We start from the raw sequence: 21371 nt of genomic DNA on the forward strand, positions 1-21371 counted from the left end.
GTTCACGGCTTGACCCGCAGGCGCTTGAGCGTCTCCTGCAGGGTTTCGTTTTCGGCGTCGCTCAGCAAGGCTTCTTTCCAGATCGTCACGGCGCGGTCTTTCTGGCCGGTCGACCAGAGCACTTCACCAAAATGCGCGCCGATCTCCGGATCGGGCCGCGTTTTGTAGGCGGCCTCGAGGATGCGGATGGCCTCTGTGGTGTTGCCCAGCCTGAATTCCACCCAGCCCAGGCTGTCCGCAATGAACGGATCCTGCGGTGCCAGCTGCACCGCCTTCTGGATCAGCGTGCGGGCCTCGTCGAGCCGGATCTTGCGATCGGCGAACGAGTAGCCGAGCGCGTTGTAGGCGTTCTGGTTTTCGGGCTTGAGCTCGATCAGCCGGCGCAGCAGCCGCTCCATTTCGTCGAGGCGGTTCAGCTTCTCGGCCACCATGGCCTGGTCGTAGATCAGGTCGGTGTCGTTCGGCGAGGCTACCGAGGCCTGGGTGAGCATGTCGTAGGCGGCCTGGTATTGCTTGGCGTCCCGCAGCAGCTGCACTTCAGCGAGAAATTTCTGCTTCTTGTCTTCGGCCGTGCGCTCGGGCAACCCGCGCAGCACTTCGCGCGCTTGCGGCAGCTTGCCCTGGCGTGCGAGCAGGCCTGCGCGCCGTGTTTGCGCAACGACCAGGTCGTCGGTGCTGTCGACCCGCGCGAGCCAGCGTTCCGCGCCCGTGAAGTCCTTGCGGCGCTCCGCGAGTTGCGAGAGAACCAGGTACGCCTGCGTGGTGCCGCGCTGGCGATCGTCCGAATCCTTCGCGTCTTTTTGCGATGACGCGAGTTCGACATAGCGCTTGAGCGATGTTTCCGCCGCCGCGTCCTGGCGGGCCTGCGCCTGAAGGCTGCCGAGCAGCAGCCAGGGTTCGGCCAACTCCGGCCGTGCCGTGGTCAGTGTCTGCAGTTGCGCTGTGGAATCAGCGAAACGGCGGTTTTCGACCAGCACGCGTGCATAGGCAACGCGCAGGTCGGGCGAGGCCTTGGGGTTGCTCGCAAGGTAGCGCGTGACGATCGGCTCCGCCAGCGGCTGGCTGGGGTCGATCATTTCGAGTGCCAGTGCAGCCGGCGCCTCGGAAGCGGGGTCGATCTCCTGGCCCTTGAACGCGGCGTCGAGCGCACCGGAGGTGTCGCCCGCATTCAGCCGCATGCGGCCCACAGTCGCCCAGGCCAGTCCGCCGGTCGCCGGCTTCTTGAGTTCGTCGGCCAGTGCCCGTTCGACCACCGAGGCGGCCAGTTTCTTGTCGGTGGCGCGCGAGTAGTTGCGCACGATCACCGCCATGAGCAGTGGGCGTTCGACTTGCGACGTGGCCGCGACTTCTGCGCGCAGCAGCTCAGCCGTTTCGCCGATGCGATTGAGCGCAATCAGGATCTGCAGCTCGATGCGGCGTGCATCGCGCGAGTTGGGCAACGTTTCCTGCCAGGCGCGGGCGGCTGCAAGCGCCGCATCGCCGGAGCGCGATTGCAGCGCAATTTCGACCGCGCGCTGAAACAGCTTGCCGTCGCGCAGGCGCCGCGCCGCGTCGAGCACCAGCGCGTACCCAGCGCCGGGATCGCCGGAGCGCGTGGTCATCTCGCCCATCAGGATTTCGTAGAACAGCTCGGCCGTGAGCGCCGAAGGCTGCGCAGCAGGTTCGCTCGCCGGCTTGGCGACCACCGGCGCTGCCGCGGGCTTCGTACCCGGCCGGGGCGGAGCCTGCCTCTCGATGATGGGCGCCGGGCTGTTGGGCGCGGCGGGATCGGAGGTTTGCGCATGAACCGCGCAGGCAAGCAGAACGAGAGACGCGGCCGCCGCAAGGCGGTGTCGGCGGGGCGATGGAATCATCGAACCATAATAATCCAAGCTTTTGAGCGAGCACCGCGTGGGGCTTCATGCAGCCCGGAGTTTTTATTCTTATGCCTGAGCTTCCCGAAGTTGAAGTGACGCGGCGCGGTTTTGCCGAACGCATTGCCGGCGCACGCATCGATGCGGTGCGCATCGGCAAGCCCTTGCGCTGGGCGCTGATGGTCGCGCCCGAGGCGCTGGTGGGGCGGCAGGTGCTGCAAGTGCGCCGGCGCGGCAAGTACTTGCTGATCGACCTGGACCGCGGCCTGCTGCTGTTGCACCTGGGTATGTCGGGCAGCCTGCGCTTCGATGTGGCGCTGCCGCCACCCAGTGTTCACGATCACTTCGATCTGGTGACCGACCGGGGCACCCTGCGGCTCAACGATCCGCGCCGCTTTGGCGCCGTGGTCTATGCCGAGGACGAGGCCGCGCCCTGGGCCGTCAAGCTGCTGGGCGGGCTGGGCATGGAGCCGCTGGGCGACGCATTCGATTTCGACGCGTTCCACGCCGGCCTTCGAAAGCGCCGCACCGCCGTTAAGCAGGTGCTGCTTGCGGGCGACGTGGTGGTGGGCGTCGGCAACATCTATGCGTCGGAGGCGCTGTTCCAGGCGGGGATTCGCCCGACGCTCTCTGCCGCACGCATCAGCCGGCCACGGGCAGCCAAGCTGTATGCGGCGGTACGCGAAATTCTGGCCAGGGCGGTAGAGAAGGGCGGCAGCACGCTGCGCGACTTCTCCAATGTGGACGGGCAAAACGGCTATTTCCAGCTCGAAGCCACGGTCTACGGCCGGGCCGGCGAGCCTTGTCGGGTCTGCGCAACGCCGATACGGCAGCTACGCCAAGGGCAGCGTTCGACTTACTATTGCCCGAATTGTCAAAAATAGTGTTTCGGCGTCCACGTCCGAATATCCCGTAAACGGTTGCTCCACAGCTTGCGATGCTATATTTGTAAGTTGTTTCTTACATATTCCCTTTGAGCCGCTCTTTCAACCAACAACTCGATCAGCACGGCGCTTGGCGAAGCAATTTTGCTCACCGCCTCCAGTGGCTGTCCCGCTGGCTGACCGAGAACGAGCTGCTCGACCAGGCCGTGGCCGAGCGCCTGCGCGGCCTCGAGCTGCAGATTCGCAACAGCAAGGTCATGGTCGCTTTCGTGGCCGAGTTCTCGCGCGGCAAGTCGGAGCTGATCAACGCGATCTTCTTCGCCGGCTACGGGCGGCGCATCATGCCGGCCAGCGCGGGGCGCACGACGATGTGCCCGACCGAGCTGGGCTACGACGCCGCGGTGTCGCCCAAGCTGCGGCTGCTGCCGATCGAAACCCGGCTCGAACCCCATTCGCTCACGCATTGGCGTGAAAAGCCCACGCGCTGGACTGAAATTGCAATCGACGTGGAGAACGCCGAGCAACTCGCCCAGGCCATGGGCAAGGTGGCCGAAGTTCGCTGGGTCAGCAAGGACGAGGCGAACGCGCTGGGTTTCTGGAACGAAGAAACGCCCGACGACAACCCGGTGCAGGACGCCGAAGGCCGTGTCGAAATTCCGCGCTGGCGCCATGCCATCCTGAACATGCCTCACCCCCTGCTGGAGCAGGGACTGGTCATTCTGGACACGCCGGGCCTGAACGCGATTGGCGCCGAGCCCGAACTCACGGTGAGCCTCATTCCGCAGGCGCATGCGGTCGTCTTCATTCTTGGTGCCGAAACCGGCGTGACGCGTTCCGACCTGTCCATCTGGCGCGAGCACCTGGTCACCGAGAGCGAAGGCAGCGACACGCGCTTCGTGGTGCTCAACAAGATCGACACCATGTGGGACACGCTCAGCACGCCCGCGCAGATCGAAATGCAGATCGAGCGCCAGCGTGAAGTGGCGGCCAAGTTTCTCGAGGTTCCGCTGGTGCAGGTGCTGCCGGTTTCGGCGCAAAAGGGCCTGCAGGCAAAGATACAGCGCGATGGCCGGCTGCTCGAGGCCAGCCGTCTGCTGGCGCTCGAAACGCTGCTCGCCGAAGGCGTGCTCGGCAAGCGCGAAACGATGCTGCGGCTTGCCGTCGATGCAGGCATGGTGGCATTGCGCGCCGAGGCCGAACGCATCCTGAAAGTACGCCAGCGCGATCTTTCCGAGCAGGCGCTCGAACTGCAGGGGCTGCGCGGCAAGAACGTTTCCGTCATCCGCCACATGCGTTCGCGCATCGACCAGGAGCAGACCGAGTTCGAAGGCAGCAACACGCGCATCCTCGCGCTGCGCTCCGTGCAGGGCAAGCTGCTGCGCGAGGTATATGCCGTGCTCGGCCGTACCGCGCTCAAGGCCGACATGGTGCGGCTTTCGACCGCGCTCAAGCGCCCCGGCATCAAGCTCAACGTGCGCAAGGTGTACGGCGAGACCTTCGATTCGTTGCGCAACAACCTGCGCGAAGTGCAGGCGACCACGGCCGAGATCCAGTCGATGCTGCACGCCACCTTTCGTCAGCTCAACGCGGAGCAGGGCTTCAACTTGCAGGCGCCTGCGGAGCCCGACCTGACGAGCTTCGAGCAGGAGCTGAGCCAGATCGAGCGCAGCCACATCCACTACCTGAGCGTCGGCAATCTGCTGAGGCTGGCGCAGGCGGATTTCTGCGACAAGCTGGTGCGCGCGCTTGCGAGCCGGCTGCGGCTGGTCAACGAAGCGGCCATGACCGAGGTCGAGCGTTGGAGCAAAGGTGCAAGCGCGCAGATCGACGCACAGCTGAAGGAGCGCCGCCGCACTTTCAGCAAGCGCATCCAGGCGATCGAACGCATCCAGAACGCGGCGGGCAATCTCGACGAGCGTTTGCTCGAGCTTGCCGCGCAAGAGAGCAGCCTGGCCGAGTTGCATCTTCGGCTGAATGAATTCACTTCGATGATCACGCATCAGGGAAAGCCGGCTGCTCCGGCCGCCATCGGCGAACTGCGTGCGGCCTGATCGTCCGGTGTCCGGCGGCGCGACGCAAGAGTTGCACATGCCGCCCGATTTCGCGCAGCGCGTGGTGGCCTGGCAGCGCAGCCACGGCCGCAGCGAGTTGCCGTGGCAGAACACGCGCGATCCGTACCGCGTGTGGCTGTCGGAGGTCATGCTCCAGCAGACGCAGGTTTCGACGGTGCTCGGTTACTTTGCGCGTTTTCTCGAACGGTTTCCGACGGTGCGGGCGTTGGCCGACGGCACCGAGGACGAGGTGTTCGGGCTCTGGAGCGGCCTGGGCTACTACAGCCGGGCGCGCAACATGCACCGCTGCGCCCAGGAGGTTGTGGCGCGCTTTGGCGGCGAGTTTCCTCGCACCGCCGCCGAGCTCACCACCTTGCCCGGCATTGGCCGTTCCACCGCATCGGCAATTGCAGCCTTCTGCTTCGGCGAGCGCGTCGCAATTCTCGACGGCAACGTGAAGCGCGTGCTCACGCGCATGCTCGGCTTTGGCGGAGACATGTCTTCGTCGGCGCAGGAGCGCGCGCTGTGGGACAAGGCCACCCAGCTGCTTCCGCCCGACGGGCAAAAAGAAGACATTGCAAGCTATACGCAAGGCGTGATGGACCTGGGCGCCACGGTGTGCCTTCCGCGCAAGCCAAGCTGCATGATCTGCCCGGTGAACAGCATCTGCACCGGCTTGCGAGAAGGGCAGCCGGAGCGTTATCCCGTCAAGACCCGCAAGCTGAAACGCAGCGCCCAGTCGCTCTGGGCGCTGCTGGCGCGCGATGTGCAAGGCCGTGTCTGGCTGGAGAAGCGGCCTGCCAAGGGAATCTGGGCCGGGCTCTATTGCCTGCCGGTGTTCGACAGCCGCGAAGACCTGCTGGCCGCACTGCCGCCGGCCGCGCAGCGCAAGGCGCAAGACCTGCCGTCTTTCGTGCACGTGCTGACCCACAAGGACTTGCATCTTCACCCTGTGATGCTCCAGGGCGGGCAGCCGCAAGGCGAGACCGCGCGCTGGGTGGAGGCGGAGGAATGGGGCCGGCTCGGGCTGCCGGCACCGATGCGCAAGCTGCTGGAAAGCAGCGGGGGCTAGCTCCGGGAACTGCCGGCTGTGGGCGAGTTCAGATCGCGTCCAGCTCGCGATGCCGCTTGAGGGCGCCCCAACGTGCGCCGAACGCGCGTGCCAGCTGTTCGACCAGGAACACCGATCGATGCTGGCCGCCGGTGCAGCCGATGGCCACCGTCACATAGCTGCGATGGTCTCGCGCCAGCGCATCCAGCCAGCGCGAAAGAAACTGCTCGATATCGTCGTACATGCGCGCCACGTCTTCGTGTTCGCGCAGCCACTCGATCACCGGCGTGTCGCGGCCCGTCAGCGGCCGCAGGGTGGGCACGTAATGCGGGTTGGGGAGCATGCGCACATCGAACACGTAGTCGGCGTCCAGCGGCACGCCGCGCTTGAAAGCGAACGATTCGAACACCAGCGTCAGTGCGCTCTGCGGCGCGGAGATCAATGCCTTGATGTAGCTCTGCAGCTGCGCCGGCCGTATCAGGCTGGTGTCGATCACGTCGGCGCCGTCGCGCAAGTCGGCCAGCAGCTCGCGCTCCAGTTCAATGGCCTGCACCAGCGCGCGCTCCTGCTCCGGGGCATCGGTGCGGCCCTCCTGGCGCGACAGCGGATGCCGCCGGCGAGTCTCGGAATAGCGCCGCAGCAGCGCATCGGTGGTGGCGTCGAGAAACAGCGAACGCAGCGAAACACCGTCCTGGCGCAACGCTTCGAGCTGCTGCGGAACGATCGGTAGCGACACGCCGCTGCGCACGTCCATGGCAATGGCCACGCGCTTGGCTTCTTGCTCTTGCTGCAGCGCGATGAAAGGGCTCAGCAGTTCGGGTGGAAGGTTGTCGACACAGTAGTAGCCTGCGTCTTCCAGCGCGTGCAGGGCTACGGACTTGCCTGAGCCCGACATGCCGGTGATGAGCACCAGATCGAGGTTCATTACAGCGTTGCCGAAGTCTTGTGGCCCAGCATTTCGCGGGCGTGCGCCAGCGAGGTGTTCGAAACCTTCTCGCCGCCGAGCATGCGGGCGATTTCGCGGGCGCGGTTTTCGTCGTCTAGCCGCGAAACGCCGCTTTCGGTCCGCGGGCCGTCCTGGCCGGCCGCGGCGGTCTGCCGCTTGGCCACCACCAGGTGGTGATCGGCACAGGCAGCGACTTGCGGCAGGTGGGTGACGGCCAGCACCTGGCGGTCGCGCCCGAGCTGCTTCATGAGGCGCCCCACGGTCTCGGCGACAGCCCCACCCACCCCGGCATCGACCTCGTCGAAGATCAGCGTTTGCGCGGCGCCAAGCTGGCTTGTGGTGACCGCAATGGCCAAGGCAATGCGGGAGAGCTCGCCGCCCGAAGCCACCTTGCCGATGGGGCGGGGCGTGCTGCCCGGATGCCCGCTCACCAGAAAGGCGACGTCTTCGAGCCCCGCGCGGCCCGGCTGCGCGAGCGGCTGCAGTTCGACTTCGAACCGGCCGCCCTGCATGCCCAGCCCCTGCATGGCCTGCGTGACCGCTTCGGACAGGCGCGGCGCGGCCTGCTTACGCAACTTGGCAAGCGCCTTGGCTTCCTTCATGTAGCCCTGCTGCGCGGTTTGCTCGGCACGCTCCAGGCTTTCGAGATCGCTTTGCGCGTCCAGCGCCTTCAACTCGGCTTGCCAACCGGCCAGCAGCGCGGGCAGGTCGTCGGGCGTGCGCTTGTAGCGGCGGGCCAGAGACATCCACAAGCCCATGCGCTCGTCCAGTTCGGCAAGGCGCTGCGGATCGGCCTCGGCGTCGCGCAGGTAGCCGTGCAGCGAATGCGCGGCGTCGGAGGCCTGCGCCACGCTGGAGGCCAGCACCTCGCCCAGTGCGCGGAATTCGGGCTCGATGTGCTCGCAGTTCTGCAGCAGCGTTACCGCCCGCGAAAGCGCTGCCAGGGCGCCGTTGTCGTCGTCTTCCAATGCCTGGCTTGCGCCCTGCGCCGCATCGATCAGCGCCTGGGCGTTCGAGACGCGTGCGTGGTTGGTCGAAAGCTCTTCCCACTCGCCTTCGGCCGGCGCCAGCTTCATGACCTCGGCAATCTGCCATTGCAGCCGTTCGCGCTCGCGCTGCAGCGAATCTTGCGCGGAGCGCGCGTTGTCGAGTGCGGAGATTGCCTGCCGCCAGCTGTGCCAGGCGGCGTCCAGCGCATCGGTGCGCACGCCGGCATACGCGTCGAGCAGGCCGCGCACGGCCTCGGGGCGCGTGAGGCTTTGCCATGCATGTTGGCCGTGAATGTCGAGCAGGCGGTCGCCGAGTTCCCGCAGCTGCGTGGCCGTGGCCGGGCTGCCGTTGATCCAGCCGCGGCTGCGGCCTTGCAGGTCCACCGTGCGGCGCAGCAGCAGGGCGTCGCCGGACTCGAACCCGCCTTCGTCGAGCCAGTCTGCAAAGGCCGGATCGGCGTCGAATTCGGCGCTCACGTCCAGGCGCTCGGCACCCTCGCGCACCGCGCCTGCATCGGCACGGTTGCCCAGCGCCAGTTGAAGCGCGTCGATCAATATGGATTTGCCCGCGCCGGTTTCGCCGGTGAGTACCGTAAAGCCGGCGGACAGGTCGAGTTCGAGTGATCGCACGATCACGAAGTCGCGCAGTGCGATGCGTCGCAGCGCCATCTCAGGAGCCCCCTTCGTTCCAATGAAGTTTTTTGCGCAGCGTGTCGAAGTAGCTCCAGCCCCGCGGGTGCAGAAAGCGCACCCGGAAGTCGGAGCGCCGCACCACCACCCGGTCGCCGATGGCGAGCGAAGCCAGGGATTGCATGTCGAAATTGGCGCTGGCGCCGCGCCCCGACACCAGTTCGATCACGATCTCGTCCGCGTCCGGCAGCAGCACCGGGCGGTTCGACAGCGTGTGCGGTGCAATGGGCACCAGCACCCAGCCCGGTACCGCCGGATGCAGCAGCGGCCCCCCGGCCGACAGCGCATAGGCCGTCGAGCCCGTTGGAGACGCAATGATCAGCCCGTCGGCGCGCTGGTTGGCCACGAAATGCCGGCCCACCGAAACCCGCAGCTCGACCATGCCCGAGGTGGAGTCGCGGTTCACCACCACATCGTTCATGGCCAGCGCATCGAAAACCGATACACCGTCGCGTATGACCTGCGCATGCATGAGGCTGCGGTGGTCTTCTTCGTATTCGCCGGCCAGCATGGGAATCAGCGTGGCCTGGTAGTTGTCGATCGGAATGTCGGTGATGAAGCCGAGCCGTCCGCGGTTGATGCCGATCAGCGGAATGCCGTAGCACGCCAGTTGCCGGCCAATGCCCAGCATGGTGCCGTCGCCTCCCACCACCAGGCCCAGGTCGCAGCGCTGCCCGATTTCTGCAACGCTCAGCGGCTCGTAGCGGCCGCCTGCGATGGCGTCCGCATCGGCGGCTTCCGCAGCAGCAGATTTCTCGACAAAAACCGTGCACCCTTGCGATTCCAGGAACGCGCCAATATCTTCCATGACGCCGTCGCGCGCATCCGCCTGCGCCCTGGCGCCTGAAGCCTGGTATTTGCCGATCAGGGCGACATTGCGGAAGCGAGAAGTCATGTACAAATTACAACACTAAAATCTTGCAATGCTGGACGACCGTGCCAAGTTGCTCCTGAAGACATTGGTGGAGCGTTACATCGCCGAAGGCCAACCGGTCGGGTCGCGGACTTTGTCGCGCGCGCCGGGGCTGGACCTTTCACCCGCGACCATCCGCAACGTCATGTCGGACCTCGAGGCGCTGGGGTTGATTGCAAGCCCCCACACCTCCGCCGGCCGCATTCCCACGGCCCGTGGCTACCGGCTCTTCGTCGACACCATGCTCACTGCCGAGCGCGAGCAGATGAGCGCGCCGAGCCTTGCGCCCGACCAGCCGCAGAAGGTGATTGCGAACGCCGCCAGCCTGCTGTCCAACCTGTCGCAGTTCGTGGGCGTGGTCATGGCGCCGCGGCGCGCGTCGGTGTTCAAGCAGATCGAGTTCCTGAAGCTCTCCGAGCGGCGGCTGCTGGTGATCATCGTCTCGCCGGACGGCGACGTGCAAAACCGCGTGATCTTTCCCGAGGCGGACTACACGCAGTCGCAACTTGTCGAGGCGTCGAACTACATCAACGCCCACTATGCGGGCCTGACCATCGAGCAGGTGCGCGACCGGCTTCAGTCAGAAGTCGAGAAGCTGCGCGGCGAAATTGCCGCGTTGATGCAGGCGGCCGTCAAGGTCAGCTCCGAGGTGCTCACCGAGGCGCAGGAAGACGACGTTGTGATCTCGGGCGAGCGCAACCTGCTTTCCGTGACCGATTTTTCCAGCGACATGGGACAACTGCGCCGCGCCTTCGAACTGTTCGAGCAAAAGGCGCAGCTCATGCGGTTGCTCGACGTGTCGAGCAAAGCCGAGGGCGTGCGCATCTTCATCGGCGGCGAGAGCCAGGTGGTGCCCATCGAAGAGCTTTCCATCGTCAGCGCCAACTACGAGGTCGATGGGCAGGTCGTGGGCACTCTGGGCGTCATCGGCCCGACCCGCATGCCCTATGAGCGCATGATCCAGATCGTCGACATCACCTCGCGCCTGGTCAGCAACGCGCTGAGCCACCGCAAGTAAGCCGCACGGCGAATAGAATCGGGGTCTCTCGTGGGCCGTTAGCTCAGTTGGTTAGAGCAGCGGACTCATAATCCGTTGGTCGATGGTTCAAGCCCATCACGGCCTACCACTCGCATTCATTTCTGATCTGGTCCGGCCAGGGGCAAAAATGGATGCTATAATCGATAGCTGTGCGGCTGTAGCTCAGTTGGATAGAGTACTTGGCTACGAACCAAGGGGTCGTGGGTTCAATTCCTGCCAGCCGCACCACTCTCTTAAAGGGTTAGGACATCAACGTGTCCTAACCCTTTTTCTTTGGCTGGCGTCTAGCCGCATGCCAGGGAGGGATCTCCTGGCAGGGTGGTCACATCGATCGGCTCTCTGCCAATGCTTGTGGCAAACCACCGAAACGTGTTCGTTCGGTTGGCGCTGCGGCCCGTCGTGCGCACAAACAGATAACCCGACGTTGCATTGCCCAGCCCATCCACCGGAATGCCGGCGGCGCGAAGCGCTGCGACTTCCGCGGTGGGGCTTATGTCGAACGGCAACTGCAACGTGATCGTCGCGTTGTGAATGACCTGAGTGACCATTGCTTCCCGCCAGAGTCAGTAGAGTTGCGAGCTTCCCTCTCGCCCCACTCATCTGTAACTAGGCGTAGGACTGAGTACCGTGACTTTTTTCACGCGAAATGAAAAATGTTAACGTTTATTGATCTGGTAACAAATAGAACCGACGGGATATGCCGGACCTCGGTGCGCAGGAAAACGGCATAGAGTGAACCATGGGTACTCACGCAAGAACACGCGCATTTCCGTTCCTCTTCCTGCTTTTTTTAGCCGCGGGCCCGGTCTGGGCGGGAAAGATCACCTGCGTTCCGGGCGCAAGCAACGCAGCCGGATCGCCTTTCAATCCGATTCGCCGGATTTCAATCGACGAGCACTCGCGTACCGTCAACATCGACGTTGTTCGCTCCAGAACAAAAGACACCGAGACCATGGGCAAGATGCGGGCGGATCTGGTGAACATGGAAGAGAGCCAGTCCGGTGAGCCCATTTATGTCTTCAATTCCATTCCAACTGTTGGCGTCGAGGCGACCAATCTGTTCAGGCTGGTCAAGACCACCGAATGGCACCTGATGAGCGCCAGCGTGGTGTACGTGAGCAAGGTGCCGGCGCTGCGAGCCGTGGAGCAAAGCGTGGTCTTCGACTGCAAGCGCTCGGATATGGGGTGAGGGGTGAGCGGTGAGAGGTAAAGGGTGAGGCAATCGGGGCACAATATCTGTCCATCGCACTTTCATCATGAAGGCCTGCAACGAAAGTTGCGGGCCTTTTTAAATTCGGAGGTTTTGCGTTGAGCAAAGCATTCACCAAGGAAACCGACGCCGGCGAAGACGACGACGGCGGCGAAAGCGCCGGCCCGGCGCTGCCCAGCGGCAGCAAGAACTACATCACGCCAGCCGGATATGCCCGGCTGCGCGACGAATTGCTGCAATTGATGGACGAAGAGCGCCCCAAGGTCGTCGAGGCGGTGCATTGGGCCGCCAAGAACGGCGACCGCTCGGAAAATGGCGATTACCTCTACGGCAAAAAGCGCCTGCGGGAAATCGACCGCCGCATCCGCTTTCTGACCAAGCGGCTCGAGATTGCCGAGGTGACCGACCCCTCGGTGCACCATGGCAGCGATCAGGTTTTCTTTGGCGCCACGGTGCGCTATGCCGATGAAACGGGTGACGAACGCAGCGTGACCATCCTGGGCATCGACGAAGCGGACAGCGCCCAATCGCAAGTCAGCTGGATCTCACCCATTGCCAGGGCTTTGCTCAAGTCACGCGAAGGCGATGTGGTGAAGCTTGTGACGCCGGGCGGCACGCACGAGGTCGAGCTGCTGTCTGTGAGCTATCCCGCTCCGGGTTCAGGCACTGCGCCGTAAGCGCGCCGCCGGTTTCAGGCGGAATTTCAGGGCGCGGGAACCGTCCGCGCGGCCGTCAGCACCGAGGCAGTTCGCCGTGCCGCGCGCAACACCGCGTCGAGGTGGCTCCGATCGCGCACGGCAATCACAAAGCGCAGGTCGGTCGAATCCTGCGGCGTTTCATCGGCCATTTCGACGTGCGTGATGTCTGCCTCGGCATCGGCCAGCGTTGCGGCCACCCGTGCGAGCACGCCCTTGTCGTTGCGCACGGTAATTACCACGCCGGTTTCGAAAGCACGGGTGGGCTCGTCGGCCCATTCGACCGCGAAGAAGCGCTCGCTGTCCTTGTGGCGCAGGCGTTGGCCCACGCCGCAGCTTTCGGTGTGCACCACCAGGCCTTCGCCATGCCCCAGGTAACCGACGATCTCATCGCCCGGAATTGGCCGACAGCACAGCGCAAAGCGAACGGAAGAGTTCTCGCTGCCGTCCAGGGTCACGGCGCCCTGCGAAATGGTTTCGTGCGAAATGAAGCGCTCGCGGCTCAGCAGCAGCGCATCCGGCCGCTCGCCCAGTTCGGAGAGCATCGCCACGAGCCGCTTGGCGACGATGCTGGCAATTCGCTTGCCCAGGCCGATGTCGGTCAGCAGCTCGGCGCGGGTGCGGTTGCCGGTGAAGCGCAGCAACTTTTCCCACAGCGCCTGATGCTCGGCATCGTCGGCCGGCAGCTTGCTCAGCCCTTCGGCGCGCAGCGCCTGCGCCAGCAGCTTTTCGCCCAGCCCTTCGGATTCGGCGTGCGCCAGCGTCTTCAAATAGTGGCGGATCTTGGAGCGCGCGCGCCCGGTTCGCACAAAGCCGAGCCAGGCCGGATTGGGCGTTGATACGGGCGCGGTAATCACCTCGACCACGTCGCCGTTCTTCAGCTCGGTGCGCAGCGGCACCTGGTCGCCGTTGATGCGCGCGGCGGAGGTGTGGTCGCCGATGTTGCTGTGAATGGCGTAGGCAAAGTCGACCACCGTGGCGCCGCGCGGCAGCGCCAGAATCTGGCTCTTGGGCGTGAACACGTAGACCGCATCGGGAAACAGGTCGACCTTGACGTGGTCCCAGAACTCGGCCGCGTCGCGGGTTTCGTCCTGGATGTCGAGCAGCGACTGCAGCCACTTGGTGCCCAGCCGGTCGTTGCTGGCCGCATTGGGTTCGGCGGCCTTGTACAGCCAATGCGCCGCCACGCCCGATTCGGCCACCACGTGCATGGCCTCGGTGCGCAGCTGAAACTCCACGTTCACACCCGCCGGGCCCACCAGCGTGGTGTGCAGCGACTGGTAGCCGTTGAGCTTGGCAATGGCGATGTGGTCCTTGAACTTGCCCGGCAGCGGCTTGTACATCTGGTGCAGGATGCCCAAGCCCGTGTAGCAGGCAATCACGTTCGGCACGATCAGCCGAAAACCGTAGATGTCGGTCACCTGGGCAAAGCTCAGGTGCTTTTCTTCCATCTTGCGGTAGATGGAATAGAGCGTTTTTTCGCGGCCCGCAATCCGCAGCGTCATGCCGGCGGCCGAGAAGGCCGTTTCGACCTCTTTCTGCACTTTCTGGATCAGGTCGCGCCGTCGGCCCCGCGCCTTGGCCACCGCCTTGGACAACGTGGCGTAGCGCCAAGGCTTCATGTGGCGGAACGACAGCTCCTGCAGCTCCCGATACGTCTGGTTCAGGCCAAGCCGGTGCGCGATGGGCGCATAGATCTCGAGCGTTTCGCGCGAGATGCGGGCCCATTTTTCGCGCGGCGCATCGTCCAGCGTGCGCATGTTGTGCGTGCGGTCGGCCAGCTTCACCAGAATGACGCGCACGTCGCGCGCCATGGCCAGCAGCATCTTGCGGAACGATTCGGCCTGGTTTTCTTCGCGCGTGTTGAACTGCAGCTTGTCCAGTTTGGTGAGCCCGTCGACCAGTTCGGCAACCGGGGCACCGAAGCGTTCGATCAACTCCGGCTTGGTGACACCGCAGTCTTCGATGGCGTCGTGCAGCAGGGCGGCCATCAGGGCCTGCGCGTCGAGCTTCCATTCGGCGCATTGCGCCGCCACGGCAATCGGGTGCGTAATGTAGGGCTCGCCGCTGTTGCGCAGCTGGCCCAGGTGGGCCTCGTCGGCAAAGCGGTAGGCGCGGCGGACCAGCTCGGTGTCTTCAGGGCTCAGGTAATCGAGCCTGGCCGTCAGCGCGGCAAAGCTTGCGGCGGCCGCATTCAGCGCCGCCGGGCTCGGCTTTGGCGTGCCCGAAGGGGCATGGGACTGATGTTTGGCAACCGCGCTCATAACTACCACTTTAGCGTGGCTGCTGTATGGCCGCGTCCAGACGTAAAAAAAGCACCGCTTTGCGGTGCCTTTTCGTTGCAGGGCTGCGTCAGATCAGCCCGGCACCTTCTTGAGCATTTCAATGCCGATCTTGCCTTCGGCAATTTCGCGCAGGGCAGTGACGGCGGGCTTGTTCTTGCTCTCGATCTTGGGCGCATGGCCTTGGCTCAGCATGCGCGCACGGTAGGTGGCGGCCAGAACCAGCTGGAAGCGGTTGGGGATCTGAAGCAGACAATCTTCGACGGTGATGCGGGCCATGATCAGAATCTTTCGGTCGGTGAGCGGGAAAATCAGGGGATGTTCAGTGCGGCAAATGTGTCGGCACGTGCGCGGCGTTGTGCAGAGTACCGAAGCCGCTGAGCGTGGACGATCGCCTTGAGATCGAAAAGCGCGCGCTCAAATAACTCGTTGATTATAACGAAGTCGAATTCCCCCGCCCGGGCCATCTCTTCGGCGGCATTCTTGAGCCGCAGCTCGATGACGGCGGCGCTGTCTTCGCCGCGCCGTTCCAGCCGGGAGCGCAGTTCTTCCCAGCTTGGCGGCAGGATGAAAATCATGACCGCGTTGGCAAAGGTCTTGCGGATCTGGATCGCGCCCTGAAAGTCGATTTCCAGAATGACGTCCGCCCCCTGGGCAATCCGCTCTTCAATGGCCTTTTTCGAGGTGCCGTACCGGTGCCCGTGCACATGGGCCCACTCCACAAAGCCGTCTGCGGCAATCATGGCGTCGAACTCCGACGGCGACGTAAAAAAGTACTCCCGGCCGTGCTTTTCTTGCCCGCGCGGTGGCCGCGTGGTGTGCGAAACCGAGGGCTGAACGGCCGTGTCCAGCTCCATGAGCGCTTTGACCAGGCTCGATTTGCCGGCACCGCTGGGTGCCGCCACCACAAAAATGTTGCCCGGATAGTCCATTCGCTCGCTCATTCGATGTTTTGTACCTGTTCGCGCATCTGCTCGATCAGCACCTTCATGTCCACGCCAATGCGGGTGAGCTCCAGCGCTGCGGACTTGGAGCCCAGTGTATTGGCCTCGCGGTGCAGTTCCTGAATCAAGAAGTCCAGCCGCTTGCCGATTTCGCCGCCCTTCTTGAGCAGCCGCTCGATCTCGTCCAGGTGCGAATTGAGGCGCGTGAGCTCTTCCGCCACGTCGATGCGAATCGCAAAAGCCGTGGCCTCGTTCAGCGCCCGGTCTTGCGCCGCTTCGGGCAGGGTGCCGCCCGTCAAGCCCATGGCCTCTTGCCAACGCTCCAGGAAGCGCGCGCGCTGCTGCTCGACCAGTTGCGGAATCAGCGGGCCGGCCTGTTCGACCAGCGTACGCAGCTGGACCAGATGGGCTTCCAGCATCTTGGCCAGCCGCGCGCCTTCGCGCTGGCGGGCGGACATGAGCGCGTCCAGCGCCTTGCCGGCCACGTCGAGCAGGTCGCTGCCCCAGTCGCCGCGGGTGGTGCCGTCGCCGCCGGCCAGCCGCAATACGTCGGCCACGCTCAGTTCGCGGGCGCCCGGCAGCCAGGCCTTGATGCCGTCTTGCACGCCGTTCAGCCGCTGCAGCAGCTTGACCGAGGGCTCGGCAATGCCGCCCTGGGCCGTGTTTTCGATGGCGGCCCGCACTTCGACCTTGCCGCGCTTCAGCTTGCCCGTAAGCAGCTCGCGCAGCGCGGTTTCATGCTGGCGCAGTTCTTCCGGCAGTTTGAAGGTGAGGTCGAGAAAGCGGCTGTTGACCGAGCGTATTTCGACCCCGAGCCGGCCTGCGGCGGTAGGCCGTGCTTCGGCTTCGGAGTGGCTGCCAACGGGGCCGTTCTGGCCACTGGCATAGCCGGTCATGCTGTAAACTGGCATTGCGCCTCACTGTGGTTTTTGCTGTATGCACCGAGGCGTCGGCATGGCGTTCGCTTGCCGCACCATCGCCTTCGGGCGAAACTCCCGGATTATGTCAAAGGTCAAGCCTTCGCCCCTGCTGCCCGATACGGTCATTGGCGGTTACCGCATCGTTCGCCGGCTTTCAGCAGGCGGGTTTGGCGTCGTCTATCTCGCCATCGACCCCAGCGGACAGCAGGTTGCCATCAAGGAATACCTGCCTTCCTCGCTGGCAACCCGCGGTCCCGGCGAGCTCACGCCCGAGGTCGCGCCCGAAAAGCTCTCCCTCTACCGGCTCGGCCTGAAGAGCTTTTTCGAAGAAGGCCGCTCGCTCGCGCAAATCTCGCATGCCTCGGTGGTCAGCGTTCTCAACTTCTTTAGAGAGAACGAAACCGTCTACATGGTCATGAACTACCTGGAGGGTGCCACCCTGCAGGACTTTGTGGTGACCGCGCGCGACCTGAAACGGCCCAAGGTCTTCCGCGAATCGACCATCCGGTCGCTCTTCGATGAAATTCTGCGCGGCCTTCGCATCGTGCACCAGTACAAGATGCTCCACCTGGACATCAAGCCCGCCAACATCTTTGTTACCGACGAAGACCGCGCCGTGCTGATCGACTTTGGTGCCGCGCGCGAAGTGCTCAGCAAAGAGGGCATCTTCATCCGCCCCATGTACACCCCCGGCTTTGCCGCCCCCGAGATGTACCGGCGCGACTCGTCCATGGGCCCCTGGACCGACATCTACGCCATTGGCGCCTGCATCTACGCCTGCATGCAGGGCTACCCGCCCAACGACGCGCCGCGCCGCATCGAGAAAGACCGGCTCAGCCTGTCGCTGTCGCGCCTGCGCGGCGTGTACTCCGACAACCTCATCGAAGTGGTTGAATGGTGCATGTCGCTCGACCCGCTTTCCCGCCCGCAGTCCGTCTTTGCGCTGCAAAAAGAACTCAGCCGCGAAGGCGAGCGGCGCTACACCAAGCTCACCGTGGGCGAGAAGGTGCGGCTTTCATTCGACAACATCCGCTCCTTCGACAAGAAGGCCCTGCCCAGGGCCGCGGCACCTACCACCCGTCCGGCATGAAATTCTCGGTATTCCAGGTCAGCCGCAAAGGCGGCCGCCTCAAGAACGAAGACCGCATGGGCTATTGCTACACGCGGGAGTCCGGCCTGTTTGTGCTGGCTGACGGCATGGGCGGCCACCCCGAGGGCGAGGTTGCGGCCCAGCTCGCATTGCAGACCATTGCGGCGCTTTACCAGCGCGAAGCCCGCCCAACCGTCAAGGACGTGAAGGCCTTCCTGGCGGAATCGGCCATGGCGGCGCACCAGCAGATCATGCGCTACGCCAGCAACAAGGCCATGCTCGACACGCCTCGCACCACCGTGGTTGCCGCCCTGCTGCAGGGCACCACCGCCACCTGGATGCATTGCGGCGACTCGCGCCTTTATGTGGTGCGCGACGGCCGCCTGCTCACCCGCACGCGCGACCATTCGCATGCCGAGCGCCCGCGCCCCCACGGCTCCGACATGCCCGTCAACCGCAACCTGCTGCTCACCTGCCTGGGCTCGCCGACCACGCCGCTGTTCGATATTTCTGCCCCGCTGCAACTGCAGCGCGGCGACCGCATCATGCTGTGCTCCGACGGTGTGTGGGGCGTGCTCGACGACGCCGTCATCGTGCACACCCTGTCTTCCGACAAGCCCGTGTCCGATGCCGCGCCAGACCTGGCTGAAATGGCGCTTCGCAAGGGCGGCGCCCACAGCGACAACGTGACGCTCATTGCGCTCGAATGGGAAATGTCCGACTCCACGCGTGAAGACCGCGGCGTTTCGACCGAAACCATCGACGACGGCGTGTTTGCCTCCACCATCCAGGCCGGCATGCCCTCCGACGGCGAGATCGACGACATGGACGAAGACGCCATCGAGCGCTCCATTGCCGAAATCAACGAAGCCATTCGCCGTTCTGCAGCCAAGAAAATTTGATTCCACGGCTGCTTCGGCTTGCGGAGCTGCCTCCGCTTTTGTTTCTTACATACCTCAAAAAAATGACTGCTTTCACACGAAGCGGCGGCCGTGCCGCCGACCAGCTGCGCCCCGTTCGCATGACCCGCGGCTTCACCATTCATGCTGAAGGCTCGGTGCTCATCGAATTCGGCCAAACCCGCGTGCTGTGCACCGCCTCGGTCGAAGAGCGCGTGCCCCCGCACAAGAAGGGCAGCGGCGAAGGCTGGGTTACCGCCGAATACGGCATGCTGCCCCGCGCCACCCACACCCGCAGCAGCCGCGAAGCCGCCAAGGGCAAGCAAACCGGCCGCACGCAAGAAATTCAGCGCCTTATCGGCCGCTCGATGCGCGCCGTGTTCGACCTGGCCGCCCTGGGCGAGCGCACCATTCACCTCGACTGCGACGTGCTGCAGGCCGACGGCGGCACCCGCACCGCCGCCATTACCGGCGCCTTTGTTGCCGCGCAAGACGCCGTCAACAAGCTGCTGGCCGCCGGCACCATCCCCGCAACGCCCATCCGGGGCCACGTGGCCGCCATTTCTGTCGGCATCGTCGGCGGCATGCCGCTGCTCGACCTGGAATACACCGAAGACTCCGCCTGCGACACCGACATGAACGTGGTGATGACCGGCGCCGGCCATTTTGTCGAAGTGCAGGGCACCGCCGAAGGCGCGGCGTTTTCACGCGACGAGATGAACATCCTGCTCGGCCTGGCCGAAAAGGGCATTGGCGAACTCATCGTCATGCAGCAGCAGGTTTTGCTCGCTAAATAAGCAATGGCGGCAATGCAACTGGTCTTGGCATCTAACAACGCCGGCAAGCTGGCCGAGCTGCAGCAGCTGTTTGCGGAGCTGTCGGTCACGCTTGTGCCGCAATCGGCACTGGGCGTGGGCGAGGCCGAAGAGCCGTTTCGCACCTTTGTAGAAAACGCCCTGGCCAAGGCGCGCCATGCCAGCGCCGCCACCGGCCTGCCCGCCATTGCAGACGACGCCGGCCTGTGCGTTGATGCCTTCGGCGGCCTGCCCGGCGTCGACACCGCGTTTTATGCCACCCAGTTCGGCTACGCCAAGGGCGACGCCAACAACGTGAAGGCCCTGCTCGAGCAGCTGAACGGCGTGGCCAACCGCCGCGCCGCGCTCGTCAGCACCCTGGTTGCGCTGCGCGGCCACGACGACCCCGAGCCCCTCATCGCCGTAGGCCGCGTCGTCGGTGAAATTACCCAGGCGCCCATTGGCGACAACGGCTTCGGGTTCGACCCCGTCATGTACCTGCCCAGCTTTGGCAAGACCTTTGCCCAGCTGCCGCCCGAGGTAAAAAACGCCAACAGCCACCGCGGCCAGGCGGCAAAGGCCATGCTCGCCCTAATGCGCGAACGCTGGTTCTGAGCGAGTGGCTGACTGACTGACCCCAATGGCCACCGTGTTTCCCATTCAGCCGGCGCAGGCCGCGGGCGCCCCGCAGGCCAACGACGTGCTGCACTGGATGCGCCCCGGCCCGCTGCAACTGGCCGCGCTGCCGCCCCTGTCGCTCTACATTCATTTGCCGTGGTGCCTGCGCAAGTGCCCTTACTGCGACTTCAACTCGCACGAGTGGCGCGCCACCAGCGAGGCCGAGGCCGAAGGCATTCCTGAAGCGGCGTACCTCGATGCGCTGATTGCCGACCTGGACGCCGCGCTGCCCCTGATTTGGGGCCGCACAGTCCACACCATTTTTATCGGTGGCGGAACGCCCAGCCTCTTTTCACCCCAGGCCATAGACCGCCTGCTGGGCGACGTGCGCGCCCGCCTCAAGCTTGCGCCCGAGTGCGAAATAACGCTTGAGGCCAACCCCGGCACCTTCGAGCGCAACCGCTTTCGCGCCTACCGCAGCGCTGGCGTAACCCGCCTTTCAGTGGGCGTGCAAAGCTTTAACGACGAGCACCTGAAAGCCCTTGGCCGCGTGCACGACCGCGCCCAGGCCATTGCCGCCGTGGAAGAGGCCGCCAGCGCGTTCGACACCTTCAACCTCGACCTGATGTACGCCTTGCCGGGCCAGACCATCGAGGGCCTGGACGCCGACCTGAGCCAGGCGCTGGCGCTCGCGCCGCCGCACATCTCGGTGTACCACCTCACCATCGAGCCCAACACCTGGTTCGCCAAGTTTCCGCCCGCCTTGCCGGAAGACGATTTGGCCTACGCCATGCTCGACCGCATCACCGAGCGCACCGCCGCCAGCGGCATGGCGCGCTACGAGGTTTCTGCCTATGCGCGCAGCGGCCACACCTGCGCGCACAACCTCAACTACTGGCAGTTTGGCGACTACCTTGGCATTGGCGCCGGCGCCCACAGCAAGCTGAGCTTTGCGCACCGCATCGTGCGCCAGGTGCGCTACCGGGAGCCGCGCCTGTACATGCAAAACGCCAGTGCCGGCATGGCCGTGTCGCAAAGCGACGAGGTTGCGCTGGCCGACCTGCCGTTCGAGTTCATGATCAATGCGCTGCGCCTGAAAGAAGGCTTTACGCTGCCCCAGTTCAGCGAGCGCACCGGCCTTGCCATGACCAGCATTCAAAAAGGCCTGCAAGAAGCCGAGCGCAAGGGCCTCATCGCCCGCGACCTGCACCGCGTGTGGCCCACCGAACGCGGGCTGGATTTTTTGAGTGACCTGCAGACGCTTTTCTTGCCCGAGGATTGAAGGGCCAGCGTCAGCATAAAATCGACGGTTCCGGAGAGTTGGGTGAGTGGTTTAAACCAGCAGTCTTGAAAACTGCCGACGTGAAAGCGTCCGTGAGTTCGAATCTCACACTCTCCGCCAGAGATCGGTCTGAGCAAGTATCAAGAAGTCCCGGAACCGAGCATCGAGTCGGAAGCCGCATCTCGACTGTTTTCGACCTCGGGGCAGGGCAGGGGTCTTCT

Annotated in this window: 20 protein-coding genes and 3 tRNA genes; 14 read left to right on the forward strand and 9 right to left on the reverse strand. The window is 64.5% G+C overall.

What is annotated here, in order from left to right; all coding sequences use genetic code 11:
• Nucleotides 1-2: 2 nt before the first annotated feature.
• Entirely contained in the window at nucleotides 3-1853 is a 1851-nt protein-coding gene (locus QHG62_RS12875; protein ID WP_281151207.1) for a tetratricopeptide repeat protein, read from the reverse strand.
• Nucleotides 1854-1924: 71 nt separating this feature from the next.
• Between QHG62_RS12875 and mutM the strand changes: the two genes are divergently transcribed.
• The 3 genes from mutM (at nucleotide 1925) to mutY (ending at nucleotide 5860) form a co-directional block, all read left to right on the forward strand.
• On the forward strand, nucleotides 1925-2737 hold the full coding sequence (gene mutM / locus QHG62_RS12880; protein ID WP_281151208.1) for a bifunctional DNA-formamidopyrimidine glycosylase/DNA-(apurinic or apyrimidinic site) lyase: 813 nt from the start codon (nucleotides 1925-1927) through the stop codon (nucleotides 2735-2737).
• Nucleotides 2738-2826: 89 nt separating this feature from the next.
• Nucleotides 2827-4788: a dynamin family protein gene (locus tag QHG62_RS12885; RefSeq protein ID WP_281151209.1), complete on the forward strand. Its 1962-nt coding sequence runs from the start codon at nucleotides 2827-2829 to the stop codon at nucleotides 4786-4788.
• 37 nt (nucleotides 4789-4825) lie between these two features.
• On the forward strand, nucleotides 4826-5860 hold the full coding sequence (mutY, locus tag QHG62_RS12890; protein ID WP_281151210.1) for an A/G-specific adenine glycosylase: 1035 nt from the start codon (nucleotides 4826-4828) through the stop codon (nucleotides 5858-5860).
• A 28-nt stretch (nucleotides 5861-5888) separates the two neighbouring features.
• On the opposite strand, the gene rapZ is transcribed toward mutY, so the two are convergent.
• The 3 genes from rapZ to QHG62_RS12905 are packed head-to-tail and all read right to left on the reverse strand — an operon-like array spanning nucleotide 5889 to nucleotide 9359.
• The gene (gene rapZ, locus QHG62_RS12895; RefSeq protein WP_281151211.1) at nucleotides 5889-6764 is read right to left on the reverse strand and encodes an RNase adapter RapZ; all 876 of its coding nucleotides are present in this window, start codon (nucleotides 6762-6764) and stop codon (nucleotides 5889-5891) included.
• Complete coding sequence (gene recN, locus QHG62_RS12900) at nucleotides 6764-8443, reverse strand: DNA repair protein RecN (RefSeq protein ID WP_281151212.1); 1680 nt, start codon at nucleotides 8441-8443, stop codon at nucleotides 6764-6766. The genes rapZ and recN overlap by 1 nt, the downstream gene beginning before the upstream one ends.
• A gap of 1 nt (nucleotide 8444) precedes the next feature.
• A complete protein-coding gene (locus QHG62_RS12905) occupies nucleotides 8445-9359 on the reverse strand; it encodes an NAD kinase (protein ID WP_281151214.1) in 915 nt (304 codons plus the stop codon).
• 28 nt (nucleotides 9360-9387) lie between these two features.
• Here QHG62_RS12905 and hrcA point away from each other — a divergent pair, with 28 nt between their 5' ends.
• The 3 genes from hrcA to QHG62_RS12920 all read left to right on the forward strand — a co-directional run bounded on the left by hrcA (nucleotide 9388) and on the right by QHG62_RS12920 (nucleotide 10644).
• Nucleotides 9388-10395, forward strand: a complete 1008-nt coding sequence (gene hrcA, locus QHG62_RS12910) for a heat-inducible transcriptional repressor HrcA (protein ID WP_281151216.1) — start codon at nucleotides 9388-9390, stop codon at nucleotides 10393-10395.
• Nucleotides 10396-10427: 32 nt separating this feature from the next.
• A tRNA-Ile gene (locus tag QHG62_RS12915) sits at nucleotides 10428-10504 on the forward strand.
• Between the two features lie 63 nt (nucleotides 10505-10567).
• Nucleotides 10568-10644 (forward strand) — tRNA-Arg (locus tag QHG62_RS12920).
• 56 nt (nucleotides 10645-10700) lie between these two features.
• On the opposite strand, the gene QHG62_RS12925 is transcribed toward QHG62_RS12920, so the two are convergent.
• Entirely contained in the window at nucleotides 10701-10964 is a 264-nt protein-coding gene (locus QHG62_RS12925) for a hypothetical protein (protein WP_281151218.1), read from the reverse strand.
• A gap of 191 nt (nucleotides 10965-11155) precedes the next feature.
• On the opposite strand from QHG62_RS12925, the gene QHG62_RS12930 reads away from it, so the two are divergent.
• Together QHG62_RS12930 and greB are read left to right on the forward strand one after the other, a co-directional pair.
• On the forward strand, nucleotides 11156-11605 hold the full coding sequence (locus QHG62_RS12930) for a hypothetical protein (protein ID WP_281151219.1): 450 nt from the start codon (nucleotides 11156-11158) through the stop codon (nucleotides 11603-11605).
• 119 nt (nucleotides 11606-11724) lie between these two features.
• Complete coding sequence (gene greB / locus QHG62_RS12935; RefSeq protein WP_281151221.1) at nucleotides 11725-12303, forward strand: transcription elongation factor GreB; 579 nt, start codon at nucleotides 11725-11727, stop codon at nucleotides 12301-12303.
• Between the two features lie 26 nt (nucleotides 12304-12329).
• Here the strand turns inward: greB and QHG62_RS12940 are convergent, their stop codons facing one another.
• From QHG62_RS12940 to QHG62_RS12955, 4 genes are all read right to left on the reverse strand, one after another.
• Complete coding sequence (locus tag QHG62_RS12940; protein WP_281151222.1) at nucleotides 12330-14585, reverse strand: RelA/SpoT family protein; 2256 nt, start codon at nucleotides 14583-14585, stop codon at nucleotides 12330-12332.
• Nucleotides 14586-14678: 93 nt separating this feature from the next.
• The gene (gene rpoZ / locus QHG62_RS12945) at nucleotides 14679-14882 is read right to left on the reverse strand and encodes a DNA-directed RNA polymerase subunit omega (RefSeq protein WP_021009011.1); all 204 of its coding nucleotides are present in this window, start codon (nucleotides 14880-14882) and stop codon (nucleotides 14679-14681) included.
• A 32-nt stretch (nucleotides 14883-14914) separates the two neighbouring features.
• Nucleotides 14915-15535 (reverse strand): guanylate kinase, encoded by a 621-nt coding sequence (gmk, locus tag QHG62_RS12950; RefSeq protein WP_015867099.1) that lies wholly within the window; start codon nucleotides 15533-15535, stop codon nucleotides 14915-14917.
• A gap of 8 nt (nucleotides 15536-15543) precedes the next feature.
• Nucleotides 15544-16458: a YicC/YloC family endoribonuclease gene (locus QHG62_RS12955; protein ID WP_281151230.1), complete on the reverse strand. Its 915-nt coding sequence runs from the start codon at nucleotides 16456-16458 to the stop codon at nucleotides 15544-15546.
• A 91-nt stretch (nucleotides 16459-16549) separates the two neighbouring features.
• On the opposite strand from QHG62_RS12955, the gene QHG62_RS12960 reads away from it, so the two are divergent.
• The 6 genes from QHG62_RS12960 (at nucleotide 16550) to QHG62_RS12985 (ending at nucleotide 21270) form a co-directional block, all read left to right on the forward strand.
• Entirely contained in the window at nucleotides 16550-17557 is a 1008-nt protein-coding gene (locus QHG62_RS12960) for a serine/threonine protein kinase (RefSeq protein WP_126747017.1), read from the forward strand.
• Nucleotides 17554-18459, forward strand: a complete 906-nt coding sequence (locus tag QHG62_RS12965; RefSeq protein WP_281151232.1) for a PP2C family protein-serine/threonine phosphatase — start codon at nucleotides 17554-17556, stop codon at nucleotides 18457-18459. The genes QHG62_RS12960 and QHG62_RS12965 overlap by 4 nt, the downstream gene beginning before the upstream one ends.
• Nucleotides 18460-18521: 62 nt before the next feature.
• Nucleotides 18522-19253 (forward strand): ribonuclease PH, encoded by a 732-nt coding sequence (gene rph / locus QHG62_RS12970; RefSeq protein ID WP_281151235.1) that lies wholly within the window; start codon nucleotides 18522-18524, stop codon nucleotides 19251-19253.
• A 12-nt stretch (nucleotides 19254-19265) separates the two neighbouring features.
• Entirely contained in the window at nucleotides 19266-19865 is a 600-nt protein-coding gene (locus QHG62_RS12975; RefSeq protein WP_281151236.1) for a non-canonical purine NTP pyrophosphatase, read from the forward strand.
• A gap of 25 nt (nucleotides 19866-19890) precedes the next feature.
• Complete coding sequence (gene hemW, locus QHG62_RS12980; RefSeq protein WP_281151237.1) at nucleotides 19891-21150, forward strand: radical SAM family heme chaperone HemW; 1260 nt, start codon at nucleotides 19891-19893, stop codon at nucleotides 21148-21150.
• A gap of 32 nt (nucleotides 21151-21182) precedes the next feature.
• Nucleotides 21183-21270 (forward strand) — tRNA-Ser (locus tag QHG62_RS12985).
• The last annotated feature ends 101 nt before the right edge of the window (nucleotides 21271-21371 follow it).

The organism is Variovorax paradoxus (genome assembly GCF_029919115.1).
GTDB lineage: Bacteria > Pseudomonadota > Gammaproteobacteria > Burkholderiales > Burkholderiaceae_C > Variovorax > Variovorax paradoxus_O.